17 protein-coding genes are annotated in these 17,215 nt (G+C 72.9%); 10 read left to right on the forward strand and 7 right to left on the reverse strand.

The genetic code is table 11. The features are described from left to right. Positions 1-3: 3 nt before the first annotated feature. On the reverse strand, positions 4-1,410 hold the full coding sequence (locus ACIQU4_RS35740) for a DUF6421 family protein (RefSeq protein ID WP_403739930.1): 1,407 nt from the start codon (positions 1,408-1,410) through the stop codon (positions 4-6). A gap of 226 nt (positions 1,411-1,636) precedes the next feature. Further along, positions 1,637-2,758 carry an LLM class flavin-dependent oxidoreductase gene (locus ACIQU4_RS35745; protein WP_403739933.1) on the reverse strand — a complete coding sequence of 374 codons (1,122 nt, stop codon included), beginning with the start codon at positions 2,756-2,758 and terminating at the stop codon, positions 1,637-1,639. Positions 2,759-2,807: 49 nt separating this feature from the next. Here ACIQU4_RS35745 and ACIQU4_RS35750 point away from each other — a divergent pair, with 49 nt between their 5' ends. Next, positions 2,808-3,455 carry a PadR family transcriptional regulator gene (locus ACIQU4_RS35750; protein ID WP_403739936.1) on the forward strand — a complete coding sequence of 216 codons (648 nt, stop codon included), beginning with the start codon at positions 2,808-2,810 and terminating at the stop codon, positions 3,453-3,455. A 188-nt stretch (positions 3,456-3,643) separates the two neighbouring features. Continuing rightward, complete coding sequence (locus ACIQU4_RS35755; RefSeq protein ID WP_403739938.1) at positions 3,644-4,336, forward strand: glycerophosphodiester phosphodiesterase; 693 nt, start codon at positions 3,644-3,646, stop codon at positions 4,334-4,336. A gap of 19 nt (positions 4,337-4,355) precedes the next feature. On the opposite strand, the gene ACIQU4_RS35760 is transcribed toward ACIQU4_RS35755, so the two are convergent. Further along, positions 4,356-4,895: a GNAT family N-acetyltransferase gene (locus ACIQU4_RS35760; protein WP_403739941.1), complete on the reverse strand. Its 540-nt coding sequence runs from the start codon at positions 4,893-4,895 to the stop codon at positions 4,356-4,358. A 147-nt stretch (positions 4,896-5,042) separates the two neighbouring features. Here ACIQU4_RS35760 and ACIQU4_RS35765 point away from each other — a divergent pair, with 147 nt between their 5' ends. The 3 genes from ACIQU4_RS35765 to ACIQU4_RS35775 all read left to right on the forward strand — a co-directional run bounded on the left by ACIQU4_RS35765 (position 5,043) and on the right by ACIQU4_RS35775 (position 7,416). Further along, complete coding sequence (locus tag ACIQU4_RS35765) at positions 5,043-5,576, forward strand: DUF5134 domain-containing protein (RefSeq protein WP_403739944.1); 534 nt, start codon at positions 5,043-5,045, stop codon at positions 5,574-5,576. 91 nt (positions 5,577-5,667) lie between these two features. Next, the gene (locus ACIQU4_RS35770; RefSeq protein ID WP_403739947.1) at positions 5,668-6,606 is read left to right on the forward strand and encodes a M56 family metallopeptidase; all 939 of its coding nucleotides are present in this window, start codon (positions 5,668-5,670) and stop codon (positions 6,604-6,606) included. Between the two features lie 174 nt (positions 6,607-6,780). Beyond that, positions 6,781-7,416, forward strand: coding sequence for a TetR/AcrR family transcriptional regulator (locus tag ACIQU4_RS35775; protein WP_403739950.1), 636 nt, complete (start codon positions 6,781-6,783; stop codon positions 7,414-7,416). On the opposite strand, the gene ACIQU4_RS35780 is transcribed toward ACIQU4_RS35775, so the two are convergent. Next, positions 7,417-8,904 (reverse strand): LVIVD repeat-containing protein, encoded by a 1,488-nt coding sequence (locus ACIQU4_RS35780; RefSeq protein ID WP_403739953.1) that lies wholly within the window; start codon positions 8,902-8,904, stop codon positions 7,417-7,419. Positions 8,905-8,995: 91 nt separating this feature from the next. Here ACIQU4_RS35780 and ACIQU4_RS35785 point away from each other — a divergent pair, with 91 nt between their 5' ends. After that, positions 8,996-9,652, forward strand: coding sequence for a DUF305 domain-containing protein (locus tag ACIQU4_RS35785; RefSeq protein ID WP_403739955.1), 657 nt, complete (start codon positions 8,996-8,998; stop codon positions 9,650-9,652). Positions 9,653-9,704: 52 nt separating this feature from the next. Then, positions 9,705-11,066 carry an FAD-dependent oxidoreductase gene (locus ACIQU4_RS35790; RefSeq protein ID WP_403739958.1) on the forward strand — a complete coding sequence of 454 codons (1,362 nt, stop codon included), beginning with the start codon at positions 9,705-9,707 and terminating at the stop codon, positions 11,064-11,066. Between the two features lie 27 nt (positions 11,067-11,093). Here the strand turns inward: ACIQU4_RS35790 and ACIQU4_RS35795 are convergent, their stop codons facing one another. The 3 genes from ACIQU4_RS35795 to ACIQU4_RS35805 form a co-directional block, all read right to left on the reverse strand. Then, on the reverse strand, positions 11,094-11,441 hold the full coding sequence (locus tag ACIQU4_RS35795; RefSeq protein WP_403739961.1) for an ArsR/SmtB family transcription factor: 348 nt from the start codon (positions 11,439-11,441) through the stop codon (positions 11,094-11,096). Between the two features lie 99 nt (positions 11,442-11,540). Then, positions 11,541-12,692 (reverse strand): NADH:flavin oxidoreductase/NADH oxidase, encoded by a 1,152-nt coding sequence (locus tag ACIQU4_RS35800; protein ID WP_403739963.1) that lies wholly within the window; start codon positions 12,690-12,692, stop codon positions 11,541-11,543. Between the two features lie 80 nt (positions 12,693-12,772). Beyond that, on the reverse strand, positions 12,773-14,119 hold the full coding sequence (locus ACIQU4_RS35805; protein WP_403740055.1) for a wax ester/triacylglycerol synthase family O-acyltransferase: 1,347 nt from the start codon (positions 14,117-14,119) through the stop codon (positions 12,773-12,775). Positions 14,120-14,340: 221 nt separating this feature from the next. Between ACIQU4_RS35805 and ACIQU4_RS35810 the strand changes: the two genes are divergently transcribed. From ACIQU4_RS35810 to ACIQU4_RS35820, 3 genes are all read left to right on the forward strand, one after another. Beyond that, positions 14,341-15,432, forward strand: coding sequence for a WD40/YVTN/BNR-like repeat-containing protein (locus ACIQU4_RS35810; RefSeq protein WP_403740058.1), 1,092 nt, complete (start codon positions 14,341-14,343; stop codon positions 15,430-15,432). A 23-nt stretch (positions 15,433-15,455) separates the two neighbouring features. After that, on the forward strand, positions 15,456-16,142 hold the full coding sequence (locus tag ACIQU4_RS35815) for a uracil-DNA glycosylase (RefSeq protein WP_403739965.1): 687 nt from the start codon (positions 15,456-15,458) through the stop codon (positions 16,140-16,142). Positions 16,143-16,275: 133 nt separating this feature from the next. Continuing rightward, positions 16,276-17,196: a sirohydrochlorin chelatase gene (locus tag ACIQU4_RS35820; RefSeq protein WP_403739967.1), complete on the forward strand. Its 921-nt coding sequence runs from the start codon at positions 16,276-16,278 to the stop codon at positions 17,194-17,196. Positions 17,197-17,215 lie beyond the last annotated feature (19 nt).

The following is a 17,215-nucleotide window of genomic DNA, read 5'->3' on the forward strand; positions in this document are numbered from 1 at the left end:
CGCTCACGCGGCGACCCGCTCGGCCGAATCGGCGTTCACTGCAGTGATGCCCTTTGTGGAGGCGATCACTCCCTTGAGCTTCTTGGCGAGCGCCTCATAGAACATGCTCAGCGGAAACTCGTCGGGAAGCACGTCGTCGACGAGCTTGCGCGGCGGCTGCGTCAGGTCGAGGGCGTCGGGGCCCTTGGCCCACTTGGAGCCCGGGTGGGGGGCGAGGTAGGTGGAGACCAGCTCGTACGCCTTGAACCAGTGGACGAGCTTCGGACGGTCGATGCCGGCCCGGTAGAGGTCCTCGATCTCGGCGCACAGCTGGTTGGTGACCTGCGGGGCGCGCATCCAGTCGATCTTCAGCGTGTTGTCCGTCCAGCGCACGACGTCGTGCTTGTGGAGGTACGCGAAGAGCAGCTGGCCGCCGAGGCCGTCGTAGTTGCGGTTGCGGTCACCGGAGACCGGGAAGCGGAACATCCGGTCGAAGAGGACGGCGTACTGCACGTCGCGGCCGTGCTCGTTGCCCTCGGACTCCAGCTTCACGGCCTCCTTGAAGGCGGTGAGGTCACAGCGCAGCTCCTCCAGGCCGTACATCCAGAACGGCTGGCGCTGCTTGATCATGAAGGGGTCGAACGGCAGGTCGCCGTGGCTGTGGGTGCGGTCGTGGACCATGTCCCACAGGACGAAGGCCTTCTCGCAGCGCTCCTGGTCCTCGACCATGCGGGCGATGTCCTCGGGCAGCTCGATGCCCAGGATGTCGACGGCGGCCTCGGTGACCTTGCGGTAGCGGGCGGCCTCGCGGTCGCAGAAGATGCCGCCCCAGGTGAAGCGCTCGGGGGCCTCGCGGACGGCGATGGTCTCCGGGAAGAGCACGGCGGAGTGCGTGTCGTAGCCCGGGGTGAAGTCCTCGAAGGTGATGCCGAGGAAGAGCGGGTTGTCGTACCGGGTGCGCTCCAGCTCGGAGAGCCACTCGGGCCACACCATCTTCAGGACGACGGCCTCGAAGTTGCGGTCGAGGTTGCCGTTCTGCGTGTACATGGGGAAGACGACCAGGTGCTGGAGCCCGTCGGCGCGCTCGGCGGCCGGGTGGAAGGCCAGCAGGGAGTCCAGGAAGTCCGGCACCTTGAAGCCGTCCGCCACCCACTTGCTCAGGTCGGAGACGAGCGCGCGGTGGTACGCGGCGGCGTGCGGCAGCAGCGGCGACAGCGTCTCCACGGCGGCGATCGCCCGCTCGACGGCTGCTGCGACCTCGGTCGGAGCCGGGGCGTCCGCGGCCTCGAAGTCGATCGAGCCGTCCTTGGCCTGCCAGGGGCGGATCTCCTCCACGGCGGCCTTGAGCTCGGGCCACGCCGGGTGGTCGACCACCCGCGCACCGGCGGCTATCACCGCACCGCCAGAACCCGGCACAAGAATTTCCGTCATGTCACTTCCTCCACAGGAGAACCTCGCGTCAACACAGCGTATGGGTGCGGGCCTGTCCTGCTCAAGGGCCTGTGCGGGAAATTATCCTGCACGACCCCTATCGACACCGTAATTCTTCCCGCCGTCCACCGTCCGAGCGAGCGCTTCGCCCCTTTCGCGCACCGCCACCCGCGCCCGTCGGCCCCGCGGGCGGGTGCCCGCGGGGCCGGTGGGTGACGTCCGTCACTCAGGCGGTGCGGAAGTGCGGGATGACCTTCTCGCCCCACTGCCGCAGGGTCTCCAGGCAGGCCTCCTGCGGCACCGTGCCCATCTGGATCAGGCACATGACCTCGTCCGCACCCGCCTCCTTGAGCCGCTGCACGTACGCGATGGCGTCGTCGGCGCTCCCGTACGCGTGATCGGCATGGAAGGTCGCCGTGGAGGTGGGCCGCACCGGTATGGCCTGCTCGTGCAGCCGGGCCACCACCTGCTCGGCCGCCCGGCGCATCTCCGTCGCCTCGTCGGCACCCGCGACCACGGCCTCGTCCGGGATGCCGGCGCCGCCGTACCAATGCCCGATGGACTGGGCGAAGAACCGCTGGCCGCGGATGCCGATGCGGCGCGCCTCGGCCGGATCGTCGAGCACGATGGTCGGGCAGAGCACCGAGAAGTGGTCGTTGACCGCGGTGGAGACGAAGCGGGCGCCGTCCCGGCCGGCCACCGCCCCGTCGTACACGGCCCGCATCCCGGCGATGGACTCCGGCCCGGCGAAGCCCATCACCAGGGCCCCGACGCCCAGTTCGGCGGCCTGTACGAGGGTCTCGGCGCGGCTGCACGCCAGGAACAGCGGCGGATGCGGGGTCTGCCGCGGCCGCGGCAGGATCGGGTGCGGGTCGATGTCGATCAGCTCGCCGTGGTACTCCAGCTCCTCCTCCTGCCAGGCCTTGCCGATGATCCGCAGCGCCTCCTCCACCTCCTGCGTGGTGCGCTCCCGGTCGACCCCGCACAGGGAGGTCTCCTGCTCGGTGCCGCCACGCCCGGCGCCCAGGTCGAGGCGGCCGCCGGAGAGCAGGTCGAGCATGGCGGCCCGCTCGGCCACCCGGACCGGGTGGTTGAAGTTGAAGGGCATGCAGACGACCCCGTGGCCGATGCGTATGGTGTGCGTCCGGGCCGCGACCCAGGTCAGGAAGACCTCGGGAGCCGACATGTGTGCGTACCACTTCAGGGAGTGGTGCTCGACGGCCCAGATCCGGTCGAATCCCATCTGCTCGGCGAGCACGGCCTGCTCCACGCAGTCGTGGATGACCTGGTGCTCCCGCTCCACGGTCGGGTCGGCGAGCTGAGCTTCGAAGATCACGGAGAATTTCACGATGCCTCCAGGGTTGCGTCCCGTGCCCGGCCTTACTTCAATTCGGAATATGACTAGTAGTCAGACGTCGAAGAAGCAAGACCTACCGGCGACCGCCTGGGCCGTGCTCGGGCTGTTGTCCTTCCCCGGGGAGCGCACCGGGTATGAGCTGAAGAAGTGGGCGGACTCCTCCCTGCGCTTCTTCTACTGGTCCCCGGCCATCAGCCAGATCTACGCCGAACTGCGCCGGCTGGAGGAGCTCGGGTACGCGGCCTCCGCGCGCTCGGGACCGGAGGAGGCCCGGGCCAAGCGCCGCTACGCCATCACCGGCGCGGGGCGCGCGGCCCTCGCCGGCTGGGCCTCGGAGACCGCGGAGGCCGGACCGCCGGTGCTCAAGCACGGGCTGCTACTGCGGATCTGGCTCGGCCACCTCGCCGAGCCGGAGCTGCTGCGCGCGATGGTCGGCGACCACCTGGAGCGCACCCGGGGCGAACTGGCCGCCGTGCGGGAGGCCATGGCGCAGGCGGACGACGTACCGGAGTGGGCCTTCCCCGCGCTCGCGCTGCGCTGGAGCGAGCGGCAGCACCTGGCCGAACTGGAGCTGGGCGAGGCCCTGCTGGCCGATCTCGCGGAGCTGGACGCGGCCGGTACGGGGACCTCGGCCGGAGCCCCGGCCGCGGATCGTCAAGGCAGCGGGGACGCGCCCACGCCCGGGTGACACTGCAGGCCCGCCGCGGCGCGCGCGGCGGCGTACAGCCCTGGCGGGAACCGGCCGAAGGCCCCGTTCCGGGCGCTGCACGGGCGGTCCCAACGCATCCCCGGCGCACTAGCATGCGTCCTCACCGCCCGGCCGGTAGGGACACCGCGACCGTGCGGCGAGCCGCCGTCGACGGAAGCGAGAGAACCTTGACTTTCCTCACCATCGGTCACCGCGGGGTCATGGGTGTCGAACCGGAGAACACCCTGCGGTCGTTCGTCCGCGCGGAACGTTCCGGGATGGACGTCATCGCGCTGGATCTGCAGCTGAGCAAGGACGGCGTGCTCGTCGTCCTGCACGACGCCGAGGTGGACCGCACCACCGACGGCTCCGGAGCCGTCGCCGACCTGACCCTGGCCGCGCTGCGCGAGCTGGACGCCGGCCGGGGCGAACGCGTGCCGGTCTTCGAGGAGGTCCTGGACGCGGTCCGGACCCCGCTCCAGGTGTCGGTCCAGGACGGGCCGACCGCGGCGGCGCTGGCGGAGCTGGTCCTGCGCCGCGACCTGAGCGCACGGCTGGAGGTGGCCTCCTTCAGCGACGAGGTGCTCGCCGAGGCGGCCCGGCTGCTGCCGGGAGTGCGCAGCTGCCTGTACGCGGACCGGCACCTCGGGCACCGCAGGACCATCGTGGACCGGGCGCTGGCCGTCGGTGCGCACACCGCCGCCCTGAACATCCGCGAGCTCACCCTGGACACGGTGGAGTCGGTCCACGCGGCCGGGCTGCGGGTGACCGGCTGGACCGTCAACACCCTGCAACAGCTGCGGGTGGCGCGGGCGCTCGAACTGGACGGCGCGGCCACCGACTTCCCGGAGATCCGCAGCACGGGCCGGTTCATCGCCTGACGGCGCCTCCCGCTCCGTACTACAGCGGCTTGACCAGCAGCTCGAAGGCCAGGTCGTCGCGGAGCGGGACGCCGAAGCGCTCGTCGCCGTAGGGGAAGGGGCTCAGTTCGCCGGTGCGCCGGTATCCGCGGCGCACGTAGTAGGCGATGAGCTCCTCCCGTACGTTCACCACCGTCATCCGCATCTCCTTGGCGCCCCACGTCTCGCGGGCGCGGTGCTCGGCCTCGGCGAGTATCTCCTTGCCGAGGCCGCCGCCCTGCAGCCCCGGGCGGACCGCGAACATCCCGAAGTAGGCGTGGTCGCCCCGGTGTTCGAGCTGGCAGCAGGCGACGAGCTCGCCGGCGCGCTCGACGACGAGCAGGATGCCGTCGGCGGAGTCGATGATCGCGCGGACCCCCTCGGGGTCGGTGCGCTGCCCGTCGAGGTAGTCCGCCTCGGTGGTCCAGCCGGCGCGGCTGGCGTCGCCGCGGTAGGCCGATTCGACCAGGATCACCAGTTCCGGTACGTCCGCCTCCAGGGCACTGCGGAAGTTCAGGGCGGTGGGGTGGGCGGTCGACATCGAGGGCTCCCGTTCTGCTCGGTGGCATATGACATGCCCGGTGCGGCAAGGAGAGCCTAACCCGGAGCGGCGTGCGGGCATCCGGGCCTGGGCATCTCTTCCCGTGACGCCGACGAACCGGGAGGTTCCGCCGTGCACGGTCCCGCGATGTCCCTTTCCGCTTCCCTCTCCGCCTGGCTCCTCGTACTGCTGTGTGCCGTGAGCGGTGCGTACTGCCTGTGGCGGGTGCGCAGATCGCAGCGGGAGGCACGCGGCGGGGCGGCGGGCGAGGCGCTGATGGCGTTCGGGATGGCGGTGATGGCCGTGCCCTCGGGCATCGGCCCGTGGGGGCCCGGGATCCTGCTGGCCGTGTTCTGCGGGGCCGCGCTGCACGCGCTGTGGCTGCTGAGGGGCGGGGTGCACCACGCGCACCACCTGGTCGGCTCGCTGGCCATGGGGTACATGGCGCTGACGATGGCCGACGGGCACGGGCACGGACGCAGCGGTGGCCTGCCGCTCGTCACCGGGGCGCTGCTCCTCTATTTCGCGGGGTACGTGCTGCTCGGCGGGGCCCGGCTGGTGACGGCGGGCGGGGGTGCGCAGCCGGTCACGGGCGGGCCGCCCGTGAAGGCCGCGGAGCTGACGCGGGCGTGCCGACTCGCCATGGGAATGGGGATGTTGGCGATGCTGCTGAGTCTGTGAAGCTCTGGGAGCCGACGGGCAAACGTGTCCTGCGTCACCAATCGCGAAAGGCCGTACCCGCAGGTAGCCCCGCGCTCATAGGCTGGCGGACATGATGGTCCCCGCCGCACTCCTGTTGCTCGGCGCCCTGACCGCGGTGCTCGCCCCCCGTCTGCTGGCCCGGGCCGAATGGCCCGAGCGGGAGCCCGTCGTCGCGTTGTGGGTGTGGCAGTGCGTGGTGGGCGCGGTGCTCCTGTGCCTCGCCCTGTCGATGCTGCTGAGCGCGGCCGCCGCCTGGCTGGCGGTCCGCGGGCGGCTCTTCGCGGCGGCCCCGCACGGGGTGGTCGACGCGTACGCGCTGGGCCCGACCGGCGGCCCGTGGGCCGTGGGGACCGCGCTGGCGCTGGCGGGCGGCGGGCTGTGGACCGGGGCCCGGCTGACCCGGGAGGTGCTGCGGGCCCGGGCCCGGCGCCGGGCGCAGGGCGCCGAGCTGCTCGTACGGGCGCCACTGCTGCCCGGGGAGGACCCGGCGGGGGCGCGGCTCGTCGTCCTGGAGGGGACGCGGCCCGACGCGTGGTGGCTGCCGGGCGCGGCCCCGCAGCTGGTGGTGACCACGGCCGCGCTCGGACGGCTCAAGGGGAGCCAGCTGGACGCCGTGCTGGCGCACGAGCAGGGGCACGCGCAGGCCCGGCACGACTGGCTGCTGCACTGCTCGCGGGCGCTGGCGGGCGGGTTCCCGCAGGTGCCGGTCTTCGCGGCGTTCGAGGCGGAGATGCACCGGCTCGTCGAACTGGCCGCCGACGACGTGGCCTCGCGGCGGTTCGGGAGGCTGACGATCGCGCTGGCGCTGGTCGGGCTCAACGAGGACCGGGGGGTGTTCGGGCCCTGTCCGAGCCCGCAGCCGCACGTGTCGGAGCGGGTGCGGCGGCTGCTGTCGGCGGCGCCCCGGTTGTCGGCGGGCCGCCGGCTCCGGCTGACCGCACTGGCCACACTGGTCCCGGCGGTCCCGCTGGTCGTGGCCCTGATGCCGGGTCTGAGCGCACTCACCTGAGCGCACCCGCCCGATCTCACCGGACCTGATCGCGCCCGTCCGGGCGGCAGGCCGAAAGTCGTCTTGCCCCGAGGTGTGGAAGTCCCTGCTCTGGGTGATCCCCCGCGTCACCCAGAGCAGGCGACCCCGTGCGCTGAGTATATTGGCTGGGAGCCAGTCAACGCAGGAGTAAGCATGTCCCCGCGCAGCGCATCGGTCAATGAAGAATTGCGCAGACGTTCCCGGGAGCGGCTGCTCCAGGCCACGGTCGAACTCGTCGCCGAACGCGGCTACGAGGCCACGACGCTCGGCGACATCGCCGATCGGGCGGGCACGGCCCGCGGCCTGGTCTCGTACTACTTCCCGGGCAAACGGCAGCTGCTCCAGTCGGCCGTCCACCGGCTGATGCACCTCACGCTGGGCTCGGCCCTGGAGCGCGAGCCGCGCAGCGACGACGGCCGCGAGCGGCTCGCCCGCGCCGTCGACGCGATCCTCGGGCTCGCCCGGGACGAACCGCTGCTGATGCGGACACACATGGCGGGCATCCTCCAGGCCGAGGGGTTCGTACAGTGCCCGGAGCAGCAGCGGCTGGCGGAGCTGCTCCGGGACACGGTCACGCGGTACGGATCGGCGGACGTGGACACCGACTACCCGCTGCTGCGGGCGCTGCTCATGGGCGCGGTGGTCGCGGTCCTGCTGCCGGGGGCCCCGATGCCGCCGGCGCGGCTGCGGGCGGAGCTGTTCCAGCGCTACGGGCTGGACTGGGAGCTCGGCTTCCCGCCGGACGGCGGACCGCCCGGCGGAACGTTCCCTCAGCGGGCTAGGCCATGATCAGTGGTACTCCGGCTGCGTCTGCACGTTGAGCCGGTCCATCCACACCCGCTTCGCGCTCTCGGTGCGCCAGTCGTCGATCCTCAGCACGTCGAGGCCCTTGGCGATGTCGTTCGAGTAGACGTACCCGTTGTAGTAGTACGCCGACCAGGACCCGCCGAGTCCGAGCCGGTCCGTGGTGAGCGGGCCGCGCTCGAAGTAGCCGATCTCCTGGGGCCGGGCGGAGTCGGTGAAGTCCCATATCGAGACGCCGCCCTGGTACCAGGACTGGACCATGATGTCGCGGCCGCCGCCGACCGGGATCAGCGAGCCGTTGTGCGCCACGCAGTTCTCGGTGTCGGCCTGGATGCGCGGGATCTTGAAGTAGCTGCGGAAGACGAGTTTGCGCTGGTCGCCGCGGCCGGTGATGTCGTAGATGCCGTCGGCCCCGCGGTTCGGGCCGGTAGCCTCGTTGCAGGTGGCGCCGCCCCCGCCGCCCAGCTCGTCGGTGAACACCACCTTGTCGGCCTTCTCGTTGAAGGTCGCCGAGTGCCAGAACGCGAAGTTCACGTTGTCCTGCACCCGGTCGATGACCCGAGGCTGTTCGGGCTTGCTGATGTCGAAGAGGATGCCGTCGCCCATGCAGGCGCCGGCGGCCAGCTTCTTCGACGGCAGCACGGTGATGTCGTGGCAGCCGGTGGTCTTGCTGACACCGGGGTTGGTGGGCGCGCCCGGGTTGCCGCCGTCCGGGAAGAGGACGGGGAAGGCGACGACCGCTGCCTGCGTCGGGTTCTTCTTCGGGACCTTGATCACGGAAATGCCGTCGTGCGGCGGCTGGCAGTCGGGGAACGCCTCGTTCGGGGAGTACGAGGCCACGTAGAGGTAGATGTCGCGCTCGCCCGGCACCAGCGTGTGGGTGTGGGAGCCGCAGTCGGTCTCCACGGACTTGATGTACTTGGGGTTCTTCTTGTCCTTGATGTCGAAGATCTTGATGCCCTCCCACGAGGACTTCTCCGTCGCGGGCTGCGAGACGCTGTTGCAGGAGTCGTCGCTGCGCGAGGAGTCGGTGGAGAGGAAGAGCAGGTCCCCCTGGACGGAGACGTCGTTCTGGCCGCCGGGGCAGAGCACCTGGCTGACGGTCTTCGGGGCCTTCGGGTCGCCTATGTCATAGATGGTGAAGCCGTTGTAGTTGCCGGCGTAGGCGTACTTGCCCTGGAAGGCCAGGTCGGTGTTGATGACGCCCGGGTAGGTGCTCGGGATGTTGGTCAGGTGCTTGACGTTGGCGCTGTGCACGATCTCGTCCTGGCCGGGGATCTCACCCGGGGCGAGAGCGCGCCCGCCCGCCGCCGGGTCGCCGCCCTGCGTGGCAGCCCTGCCGGGCGATAAGTCCCCGGGATCGGGGGTGGCGGCCGCGGGGCCGGCCGCGAACAGCGTGGTCAGCAGCCCGGCCGCGGCCACGGCCGCCCCCAGACTCCTGTGCCGCACTCTGGTGGTGAGCTTCGAGGTCACTGTGCCCTCCCATGGAGTCCGATCGATTCCGCTCGTGGTGGGAACGCGCCCGCCGGGGTACCGGAGCGGTCCCCGGCAGTATGTTCCCTTCATGGACATGGCAAAAGGGTTACTCGGCCGAACGACCGCGGCGGCCGTGGCCGCCGGGATCCTGCTCGCCCTGGCCGGCTGCCGCGACGGGGACGGCGGCGACGGGGCCAAGAACGGCGGCGCGGCGGTCATCGCCCCAGGCAGACCGGGCGAGAAGGCCCGCACCCTCTCCCCCGAGGAGGCGGCGAAGCGGCAGCCGGACGACGGCCCCAACGCGGCCGACCGGACCTACGTACAGCACATGGTCGAACACCACCGGCAGGCCCTCACGATGAGCGCACTGGCCCCGGACCGGGCCTCGGCGGATGCGGTCAAACGGCTCGCCGAGCGGATCACGGCCGCCCAGCAGCCCGAAATCGGCGCGATGGAGAAGTGGTCGGCGCGCTACCCGGCACCCTCCGGGGCCCCGGCGGCCGGGCACGACCACGGCGCGATGCCCGGCATGGCGACCGGGCAGCAGCTCGAACAGCTCGCCGGGGCGAAGGGCGCGGACTTCGACAAGCTCTTCCTCACCCTGATGACCGCCCACCACGAGGGCGCCGTCAAGATGGCGGGCGAGGCGCTGGCCGCCGGAAACAACGGCGCGGTGGAGGAAATGGCCAACGAGGTGGTGGCCACCCAGACCGCCGAGATCCACCGGATGCGCGCGATGGGCTGACGGCCGCCGGGCCCGGTGGCATGCTGGGAGCACCTGCGGGAGGAGCTCCGCCGTGCTTCGTGTCGCCGTCGTCGGTTCGGGCCCCAGCGGGGTCTACGCCGCTCAGACCCTGGTGCAGCAGCGTGAGGTGCCGGGCGTCCGGGTCGACGTGCTGGACCGGCTGCCCGCGCCGTACGGGCTGGTGCGCTACGGGGTGGCCCCCGACCACGAGAAGATCAAGTCGCTCCAGGGCAGCCTGCGCACCGTGCTGGAGGACGAGCGAATCCGCTTCCTCGGCAACGTCGAGGTCGGCGGACCGCAGCTGCCCACCGCACGGCTGCTGGAGCTGTACCACGCGGTGGTGTACTGCGTGGGCGCCGCCCGCGACCGGCTGCTCGGCATCCCGGGCGAGGAGCTGGCCGGGGTGCACTCCGCGACGGCCTTCGTCGCCTGGTACAGCGGCCACCCGGACGCCGTGGCCGAGGCCTTCGACCTGCCCGGGGTGGGCTCGGCGGTGGTCGTCGGGGCGGGCAACGTGGCCGTGGACGTGACGCGGATGCTGGCCCGGGGCGAACAGGAACTGGCCCCGACCGACATGCCGCAGCCGGCCCTGGGCGCGCTCGCGGACAGCGGGGTGAAGTCGGTGTCGATGGTGGCCCGACGCGGGCCCTCGCAGGGCAAGTTCACCACCAAGGAGCTGCGGGAGCTGGGCACGCTGCCGGGCGTGGCCGCCGAGGTGGACCCCGCCGAGCTGGCCCTCGACCCCGCGTACACCGACCAGGACGCGGCCGCCGCGCTGCCCGCGGTGGCCCGGCGCAACCTGGAGGTGCTGCGCGGCTGGGCCGGGCAGGACCCCGGCGGCGCGCAGCGCCGGATCGGCCTGCGGTTCTACCTGCGCCCGGTGGAGGTGCTGGCCGGCCCCGGCGGCCGGGTCGCCGGGATGCGCTTCGAGCGGACCACCCCGGACGGCCGCGGCGGGGTCACCGGGACGGGCTCGTACGAGGACATCGAGGCACAGCTGGTGCTGCGCTCGGTGGGGTACCAGGGGGTTCCGCTGCCGGGCCTGCCGTTCGACCCGGTGAAGGCCACGGTTCCGCACGCCGCGGGCCGGGTGCTGCGCGAGGGCCGGGCCTCGGTGGGCGAGTACGTGGCGGGCTGGATCAAGCGCGGCCCGACCGGGGTGATCGGCACCAACCGGCCCTGCGCCAAGGAGACGGCGTCCTCGCTGCTCCAGGACGCGGCGGTGCTGGCCCGGCGGGAGCTGCCGGGCGACCCGCTGGACGCCCTGCGGGCGGCGGGGCTGCACCCGGTGGAATGGCCGGGCTGGCTGGCCATCGAGACGGCGGAGACCGATCTCGGGCGCTCGCTGGGCCGCCGCTCGGTGAAGATCCCGGACTGGCCGGGCCTGCTGACGGCGGCGAACGCGGGCGCCTGAGCTCGGGCCGGTCCGGTGCCTGGCGATCTAGCCCGCCAGGCGCGCCTCTTCCGCGGCGGCCGCCGCGAGCACGCTGTCGAGCAGCCCCGGGAACAGGCTCTCCAGCTCCGCGCCGCGCAGGCCGTTCATCTTCGCCGTCCCCCGGTAGGCCTGGCGGACCACACCGGCCTCCCGCAGGACGCGGAAGTGGTGCGTGGTCGTCGACTTGGTGACCGGCAGGTCGAAGTACGAGCACGCCAGCTCGTCCGGCGTGGCCGCGAGGTCCCGCACGATCGACAGCCGGATCGGGTCCGACAGTGCGTGCAGCACCGCTTCGAGCCGGATCTCGGCGAGCCCGGGATGCGCGAGCGCACGGGTGGTGGCCGTATCCGTCACGTCTGCCCTCGTCTCTTCCGGGTCCCCTGTTCGTACGAGAACCACCGTAGTACATCGACTGCCGCCGGAAGGGACGCGCACACGTGCTCCCGGTGGCGGCTACCAGGCACGGTGGTACGAGACGGGCACCCGTACCCCGGTGCCCGGCTCGGCGGCCCGTTCGGCGCCCAGTGCGGCGGCCGCGGTACGGGCCCAGTACGGGTCGCGCAGCAGCTCGCGGCCGAGCAGGACCGCGTCCGCCTGCCCGTCCGCCAGGATCGCGCCGGCCTGCTCCGGCTCGGTGATCAGCCCGACGGCGGCCACCGGGAGGCCGGTCCGGGCCTTGACCTCGGCCGCGAACGGCACCTGGAAGCCGGGCCCTGCCGGAATGTTGGCCTTCGGGGCCATCCCGCCGGTGGACACGTCCAGCAGGTCCACCCCGCGGCCTTGGAGCAGTGCGGCCAGCCGGACCGTGTCCTCGGAGGTCCAGCCGGACTCCTCCAGCCAGTCGGTGGCGGAGACCCGGAAGAACAGCGGCAGCTCCTGGGGCCACACCGCCCGTACGGCGTCGACGACTTCGAGGGCGAAGCGGGCCCGGTTCTCGAAGGAGCCGCCGTACGCGTCGGTGCGCCGGTTGCTCTCCGAGGAGAGGAACTGGCCGATGAGGTAGCCGTGGGCGCCGTGGATCTCGACGACCTCGTAGCCCGCGGCCAGCGCGCGCCGCGCGGCCGCCGCGAACTGCCCCGTGATCTCGTGGATCTCGGCGGTCGTCAGCTCGTGCGGCACCGGGTCGCCCTCGGCGAAGGGCACCGGGCTCGGGGCGCTCGGCAGCCACCCGTCCGCCTCGGGGCCGACGTATCGGCCGCCCTCCCAGGGCCGGCCGGTCGAACCTTTCCGCCCTGCGTGGGCGATCTGGATGCCCGGGACGGCGCCCTGGGCCTTGATGAAGGAGGTGATCGGGCGCAGTGCCTCGACCTGCGCGTCGTTCCAGATGCCGAGGTCGTACGGGGAGATCCGGCCCTCCGGGGAGACGGCGGTGGCCTCCTGGAGGATCAGGCCGGTGCCGCCCACCGCGCGGGCCGCGTAGTGCGCGAAGTGCCAGGCGTGGGCCACGCCCGCGGCCGGACCCGAGGCCTCGGCGACGTACTGGCACATCGGCGCCATCCAGATCCGGTTCCGCGCGGTGACCGAGCGCAGGGTGAAGGGCTCGAAGAGGGCCTCGGCGTGGGTGGCCGGGACGTGGGCGGCGGGGGCGATGGGGGCAGCACTCATGAAGGACTCTCCGGAGGTGGCCGGGCACGCCGCGGATCGGCGGCTTGTACGAGAGTCAGCGTACTACGATTTATCCCGTACTACGAGACCTCTCGTACAAGCTCGTCGAGTTCGGCGCGCAGCGCCTCCGCGAGGGCCGCCAGGTCCGGCACGGCGGCCGCATCGGCGACCAGGCCGTAGTGGACCGTGCCCTTGTACGTGGAGACCGCGACCGCGAGGGAGTGGCCGCGGGCGAGCGGGGCCAGCGGATAGACCTCGCGGACCCGGCTGCCGCCGAGCGAGAAGGTGAAGCCGGGCAGCGGGACGCTCGTGACCAGGATGTCGAAGAGCAGCCGGGCCGCCTGGGCGACCAGGGGGCCGCCGAGCCGGTGGCCGAGGGGGTGGACGTGGTCGGCGAGCAGGGCGACGGCCCCGGCGCCGCGGGCGGGTCCGGCCTCCTTGTTGCGGTCCATGCCGAGCCGCACCCGGTCCAGGCGCAGCAGCGGGTCCGGTTCGGCGAGCGGGAGCCGGAGCAGGTAGCCGGAGAGCCGGTTGCCGTACTTCGCCGCGCCGCCGGGCCGGCGTCGGGAGACCGGTATCAGGGCGCGCGGGCCGGGGCCCTCGGGCTCCGGGTCGCCGCGGCCCAGCAGCCAGCGCCGAAGGGCGCCTGCGACCAGGGCGATCAGCACGTCGTTGACGGTGCCTCCGGCGACCTTCCGGATGCGGTTGACGTCGTCGAGGTCGAGCGCCAGGCCGGCGACCACGCGGGAGCCGGTCCGCGCCGGGACGGCCGTCAGGGCCGCCGGGACCCCGAGGGGCAGTCCGGCGCGGGCCACGGAGGCGCCGATCTCCAGGGCCTGGCCGACGTCCTGGACCCGGGCGGCCAGCATCCCCGGGAGGCCGCGCAGGGCGGAGCCGGCGGCGGGCCGCGCTGCCGGGACCGGTCGCACGGGACCCCGTACGGTCGGGCCCTCGTCGAAGAGCAGGGCCGCCAGCGCCAGGGCCCCGAGCCCGTCGGCGAGGGCATGGTGGAACTTGAAGAGCACCGCGAAGGAGCCCGGATCGGGCCCGGCCAGGACGTGCGCCTCCCAGGGCGGCCGGCCGCGGTCCAGCGGCCGCGCCATCAGGGGCCCGGCGGCGGCCCGCGGGTCCGGGGTGCGGACGAGGAACACGTGCCGGGCGGGATCGAAGTCCGCGTCGGGCGACCAGGCGGCGGCGCCGATCGGCAGCAGAACGTCATGGATGCGGCGGCGCAGGCCGGGGACGGCGGGGCAGCGGGCGGTGAGCAGTGCGGCGGCACGGACGGCGGGGTCGGGGCCGGGGCCGGCGCCGGGGGTGTCCCGCGGGGCGGATTCGAAGACCGCGAGGGCGCCGAGGTGCATGGGGTGGGCGGCGGATTCGATCCGCCAGAAGGCGAGGTCGAGCGGTGACAGGTGCTCGGTGGCCACGTATTGCCTCTCGCGTGCGGTGGCAGAGGTGGAAGTCAACCCCCATCGGCCTCCTACGATCAAGTAGCCACCCTTTGGATACGCCTGTTGATCGATGCCGACCGACTGCTCGGCGCAGCGGACCGGCGGACCGGCCGCTGTCGGTGGCCGGGTGCAGACTGGCTGGAAACGGTACGCAGTGACCGGGACGGCGAAGTCCGGAGGTGTCGGCCATGTCGGCCATGTCCGAGGTGATCCTGCTCGCGGGGACCCGCAAGGGCCTGTTCATCGGCCGCAGGCGGGGCGGTGGCCCCTGGGAGCTCGACGGGCCCCATTTCAACGCCCAGGCCGTCTACGCCGTCGCGGTCGACCGGCGCGGACCCGTGCCCCGGCTGCTCGTCGGCGCCGACAGCTCGCACTGGGGGCCGTCCGTGTTCACCTCCGACGACCTGGGGGCGAGCTGGCACGAGCCCGCCGCCCCCGCCGTGAAGTTCCCGAAGGACACCGGGGCCTCGCTGGAGCGGGTCTGGCAGCTGCACCCGGCCGGTCCCGAGGCGCCGGACGTGGTGTACGCGGGGACGGAGCCGGCCGCGCTGTTCCGCTCGACGGACCGCGGGGAGTCCTTCGAGCTGGTCCGCCCGCTGTGGGAGCACCCGAGCCGGGGGAGCTGGGTGCCGGGCGGCGGCGGCGAGGGCCTGCACACGGTGCTGACGGACCCGGCCGACCCCGCCAAGGTGACGGTGGCGGTCTCCACCGCCGGGGTGTTCCGGACCCTGGACGGCGGCGCCCGCTGGACCCCGTCCAACGAAGGCGTCTCGGCGGTGTTCCTGCCGGATCCGCATCCGGAGTTCGGCCAGTGCGTGCACAAGATCGCCCAGGACGCCGGGGACCGGAAGCGGCTGTACCTGCAGAACCACTGGGGCGTGTACCGCAGCGACGACGCCGGGGCGCGGTGGACCGACATCGGCGCCGGCCTGCCCTCCGACTTCGGCTTCGCGGTGGCCGCGCACCCGCACCGGCCGGACACCGCGTACGTCTTCCCGCTCAACGCCGACTCCGACCGGGTCCCGGCGGAGCACCGGTGCCGGGTGTTCCGTACGCAGGACGCGGGCGCGACCTGGGAGCCGCTCACGCGCGGACTGCCGGCCGGGGACCACTACGGGACGGTGCTGCGGGACGCCCTGTGCACGGACGACGCGGACCCGGCGGGGGTCTACTTCGGCAACCGCAACGGCGAGTTGTACGCCAGCCACGACGACGGGGACAGCTGGCAGCTGCTGGCCGGGCATCTGCCCGACGTCCTGTGCGTGCGGGCGGCGGTCGTCGCTCACTGAATCGGCCAGTAGAGTGACTCGCTGTGGCAGCACGACCGTTGAACGAGATCGTCGAGCCGGGCTGGGCCCTGGCTCTGGAGCCGGTGGCGGCGCAGATCGCCGCGATGGGCGACTTCCTGCGCGCCGAGATCGCGGCGGGGAGGACGTACCTGCCCGCCGGGGCGAACGTACTGCGCGCCTTCCAACAGCCCTTCGACGAGGTGAAGGTGCTCATCGTCGGCCAGGACCCGTACCCCACCCCGGGGCACGCGATGGGCCTGTCCTTCTCGGTGGCGCCCGACGTCAGCCCGTGGCCGCCCAGCCTCGACAACATCTTCCGTGAGCTGTACGCGGACCTCGGCGTACCCCGGCCGGCGAACGGGGACCTGACCCCGTGGACCCGGCAGGGTGTGCTGCTGCTGAACCGCGCGCTGACCACCGCCCCGCGCAAGACCGGGGGCCACCGCGGCAAGGGCTGGGAGACCGTCACCGAGCAGGCCATCAGGGCGCTGGCCGCGCGCGGGAAGCCCCTCGTGTCGGTGCTGTGGGGCCGGGACGCCCGCAATCTGCGGCCGCTGCTCGGCGAGCTGCCGGCGGTGGAGTCCGTCCACCCCTCACCCATGTCCGCCGCCAATGGGTTCTTCGGCTCGCGGCCGTTCAGCAGGACCAATGACCTGCTGGTCCGCCAGGGAGCCCAGCCGGTGGACTGGCACCTTCCGGCCGCCGGTTGATCTTTCGGTTGATCTTTCTGTTGGGCTTTCTGTTGAACGGTATACGACATTTCACGGATAAATACGGACAGAAGCCGCCCATTGAGGCCCTGCCCGAACACTCGGTTCCGATAAGCCAGTAGCATGCGGCGCCATGAGCTCCCCCACTGGGCCCGCGAATGGCCTGCCCGTACGAATGCCGCGACCCCGCCCTGCCGGACGGCACCGCCGACCCGAGCCCGCGGTGGCGCCCGAGGGCGCGCCCGCGCTGGTGCTCGCCGTGCCCGGTGCCCCTTCGGCCGCCTCTCGTGGGCTCGCGGAAGAGATCATCAGCATCGGCCGCTCCGAGCTGCCGGGCCTGGACGCCCGCATCGGCTTCCTTGAAGGCGATGACGCCGAGGGCTCCGAGTTCCCGGCCCTCTCCCGCGTGCTGACCTCGGTCGCGGCCGAGCGCGTCGCCCGCGCGGAGTTCGCCCGCACCGCCGGCCACGAGGTACCCGCGCCGACCGGCCCGGACGCCGTGGTCGTCCCGCTGCTGGCCGGCCCCGACGCCGACCTGCTGCGGCGGATGCGCCAGGCCGTCATGGACTCCTCGGCCGCCGCCGAGCTGGCCGAGGTGCTCGGCCCGCACCCGCTGCTCGCCGAGGGCCTGCACGTGCGGCTCTCCGAGGCCGGACTGGCCCGCGCCGACCGCGCCCGGCTGTTCACCGTCACCACCGCCGCCGACGGCATCATCGTGGCCACCACCGGCGGCGAGGAGGCCGTCCAGGCCGCCGCGGTCACCGGCATGCTGCTGGCCGCGCGCCTCGCGGTGCCCGTCAAGGCCGCCGCGCTCGACCAGGAGGGCTCGGTGGCCGCGGTTGCCGAGCAGCTGCGCAGCGAGGGTTCGACGCAGCTCGCGCTGGCCCCCTACCTGATCGGCCCGGAAGCCGCCGAGGGGCTGCTGGACACGGCCTGCAAGGAGGCCGACTGTGCGGCCGCCGAGGTGCTCGGGGCCTACTCGGCGCTCGGCAAGCTGGTCGTCACCCAGTACTCCGCGGCGCTCGGCCTCACCCAGGGCGCCGCTGCCCACTGATCCCGCGCAGGTCCGCTCG

This window comes from Streptomyces sp. NPDC090741 (assembly GCF_044769045.1).
Classification (GTDB): domain Bacteria; phylum Actinomycetota; class Actinomycetes; order Streptomycetales; family Streptomycetaceae; genus Streptomyces.

Excerpts from the sequence above, each read along its gene's own strand:
- ACIQU4_RS35740 (WP_403739930.1), bottom strand. The coding sequence starts at position 1,410 with ATGACGGAAATTCTTGTGCCGGGTTCTGGCGGTGCGGTGATAGCCGCC.
- ACIQU4_RS35750 (WP_403739936.1), top strand. The coding sequence starts at position 2,808 with ATGACTAGTAGTCAGACGTCGAAGAAGCAAGACCTACCGGCGACCGCC.
- ACIQU4_RS35760 (WP_403739941.1), bottom strand. The coding sequence starts at position 4,895 with ATGTCGACCGCCCACCCCACCGCCCTGAACTTCCGCAGTGCCCTGGAG.
- ACIQU4_RS35765 (WP_403739944.1), top strand. The coding sequence starts at position 5,043 with ATGTCCCTTTCCGCTTCCCTCTCCGCCTGGCTCCTCGTACTGCTGTGT.
- ACIQU4_RS35770 (WP_403739947.1), top strand. The coding sequence starts at position 5,668 with ATGATGGTCCCCGCCGCACTCCTGTTGCTCGGCGCCCTGACCGCGGTG.
- ACIQU4_RS35775 (WP_403739950.1), top strand. The coding sequence starts at position 6,781 with ATGTCCCCGCGCAGCGCATCGGTCAATGAAGAATTGCGCAGACGTTCC.
- ACIQU4_RS35785 (WP_403739955.1), top strand. The coding sequence starts at position 8,996 with ATGGACATGGCAAAAGGGTTACTCGGCCGAACGACCGCGGCGGCCGTG.
- ACIQU4_RS35800 (WP_403739963.1), bottom strand. The coding sequence starts at position 12,692 with ATGAGTGCTGCCCCCATCGCCCCCGCCGCCCACGTCCCGGCCACCCAC.
- ACIQU4_RS35810 (WP_403740058.1), top strand. The coding sequence starts at position 14,341 with ATGTCCGAGGTGATCCTGCTCGCGGGGACCCGCAAGGGCCTGTTCATC.
- ACIQU4_RS35820 (WP_403739967.1), top strand. The coding sequence starts at position 16,276 with ATGAGCTCCCCCACTGGGCCCGCGAATGGCCTGCCCGTACGAATGCCG.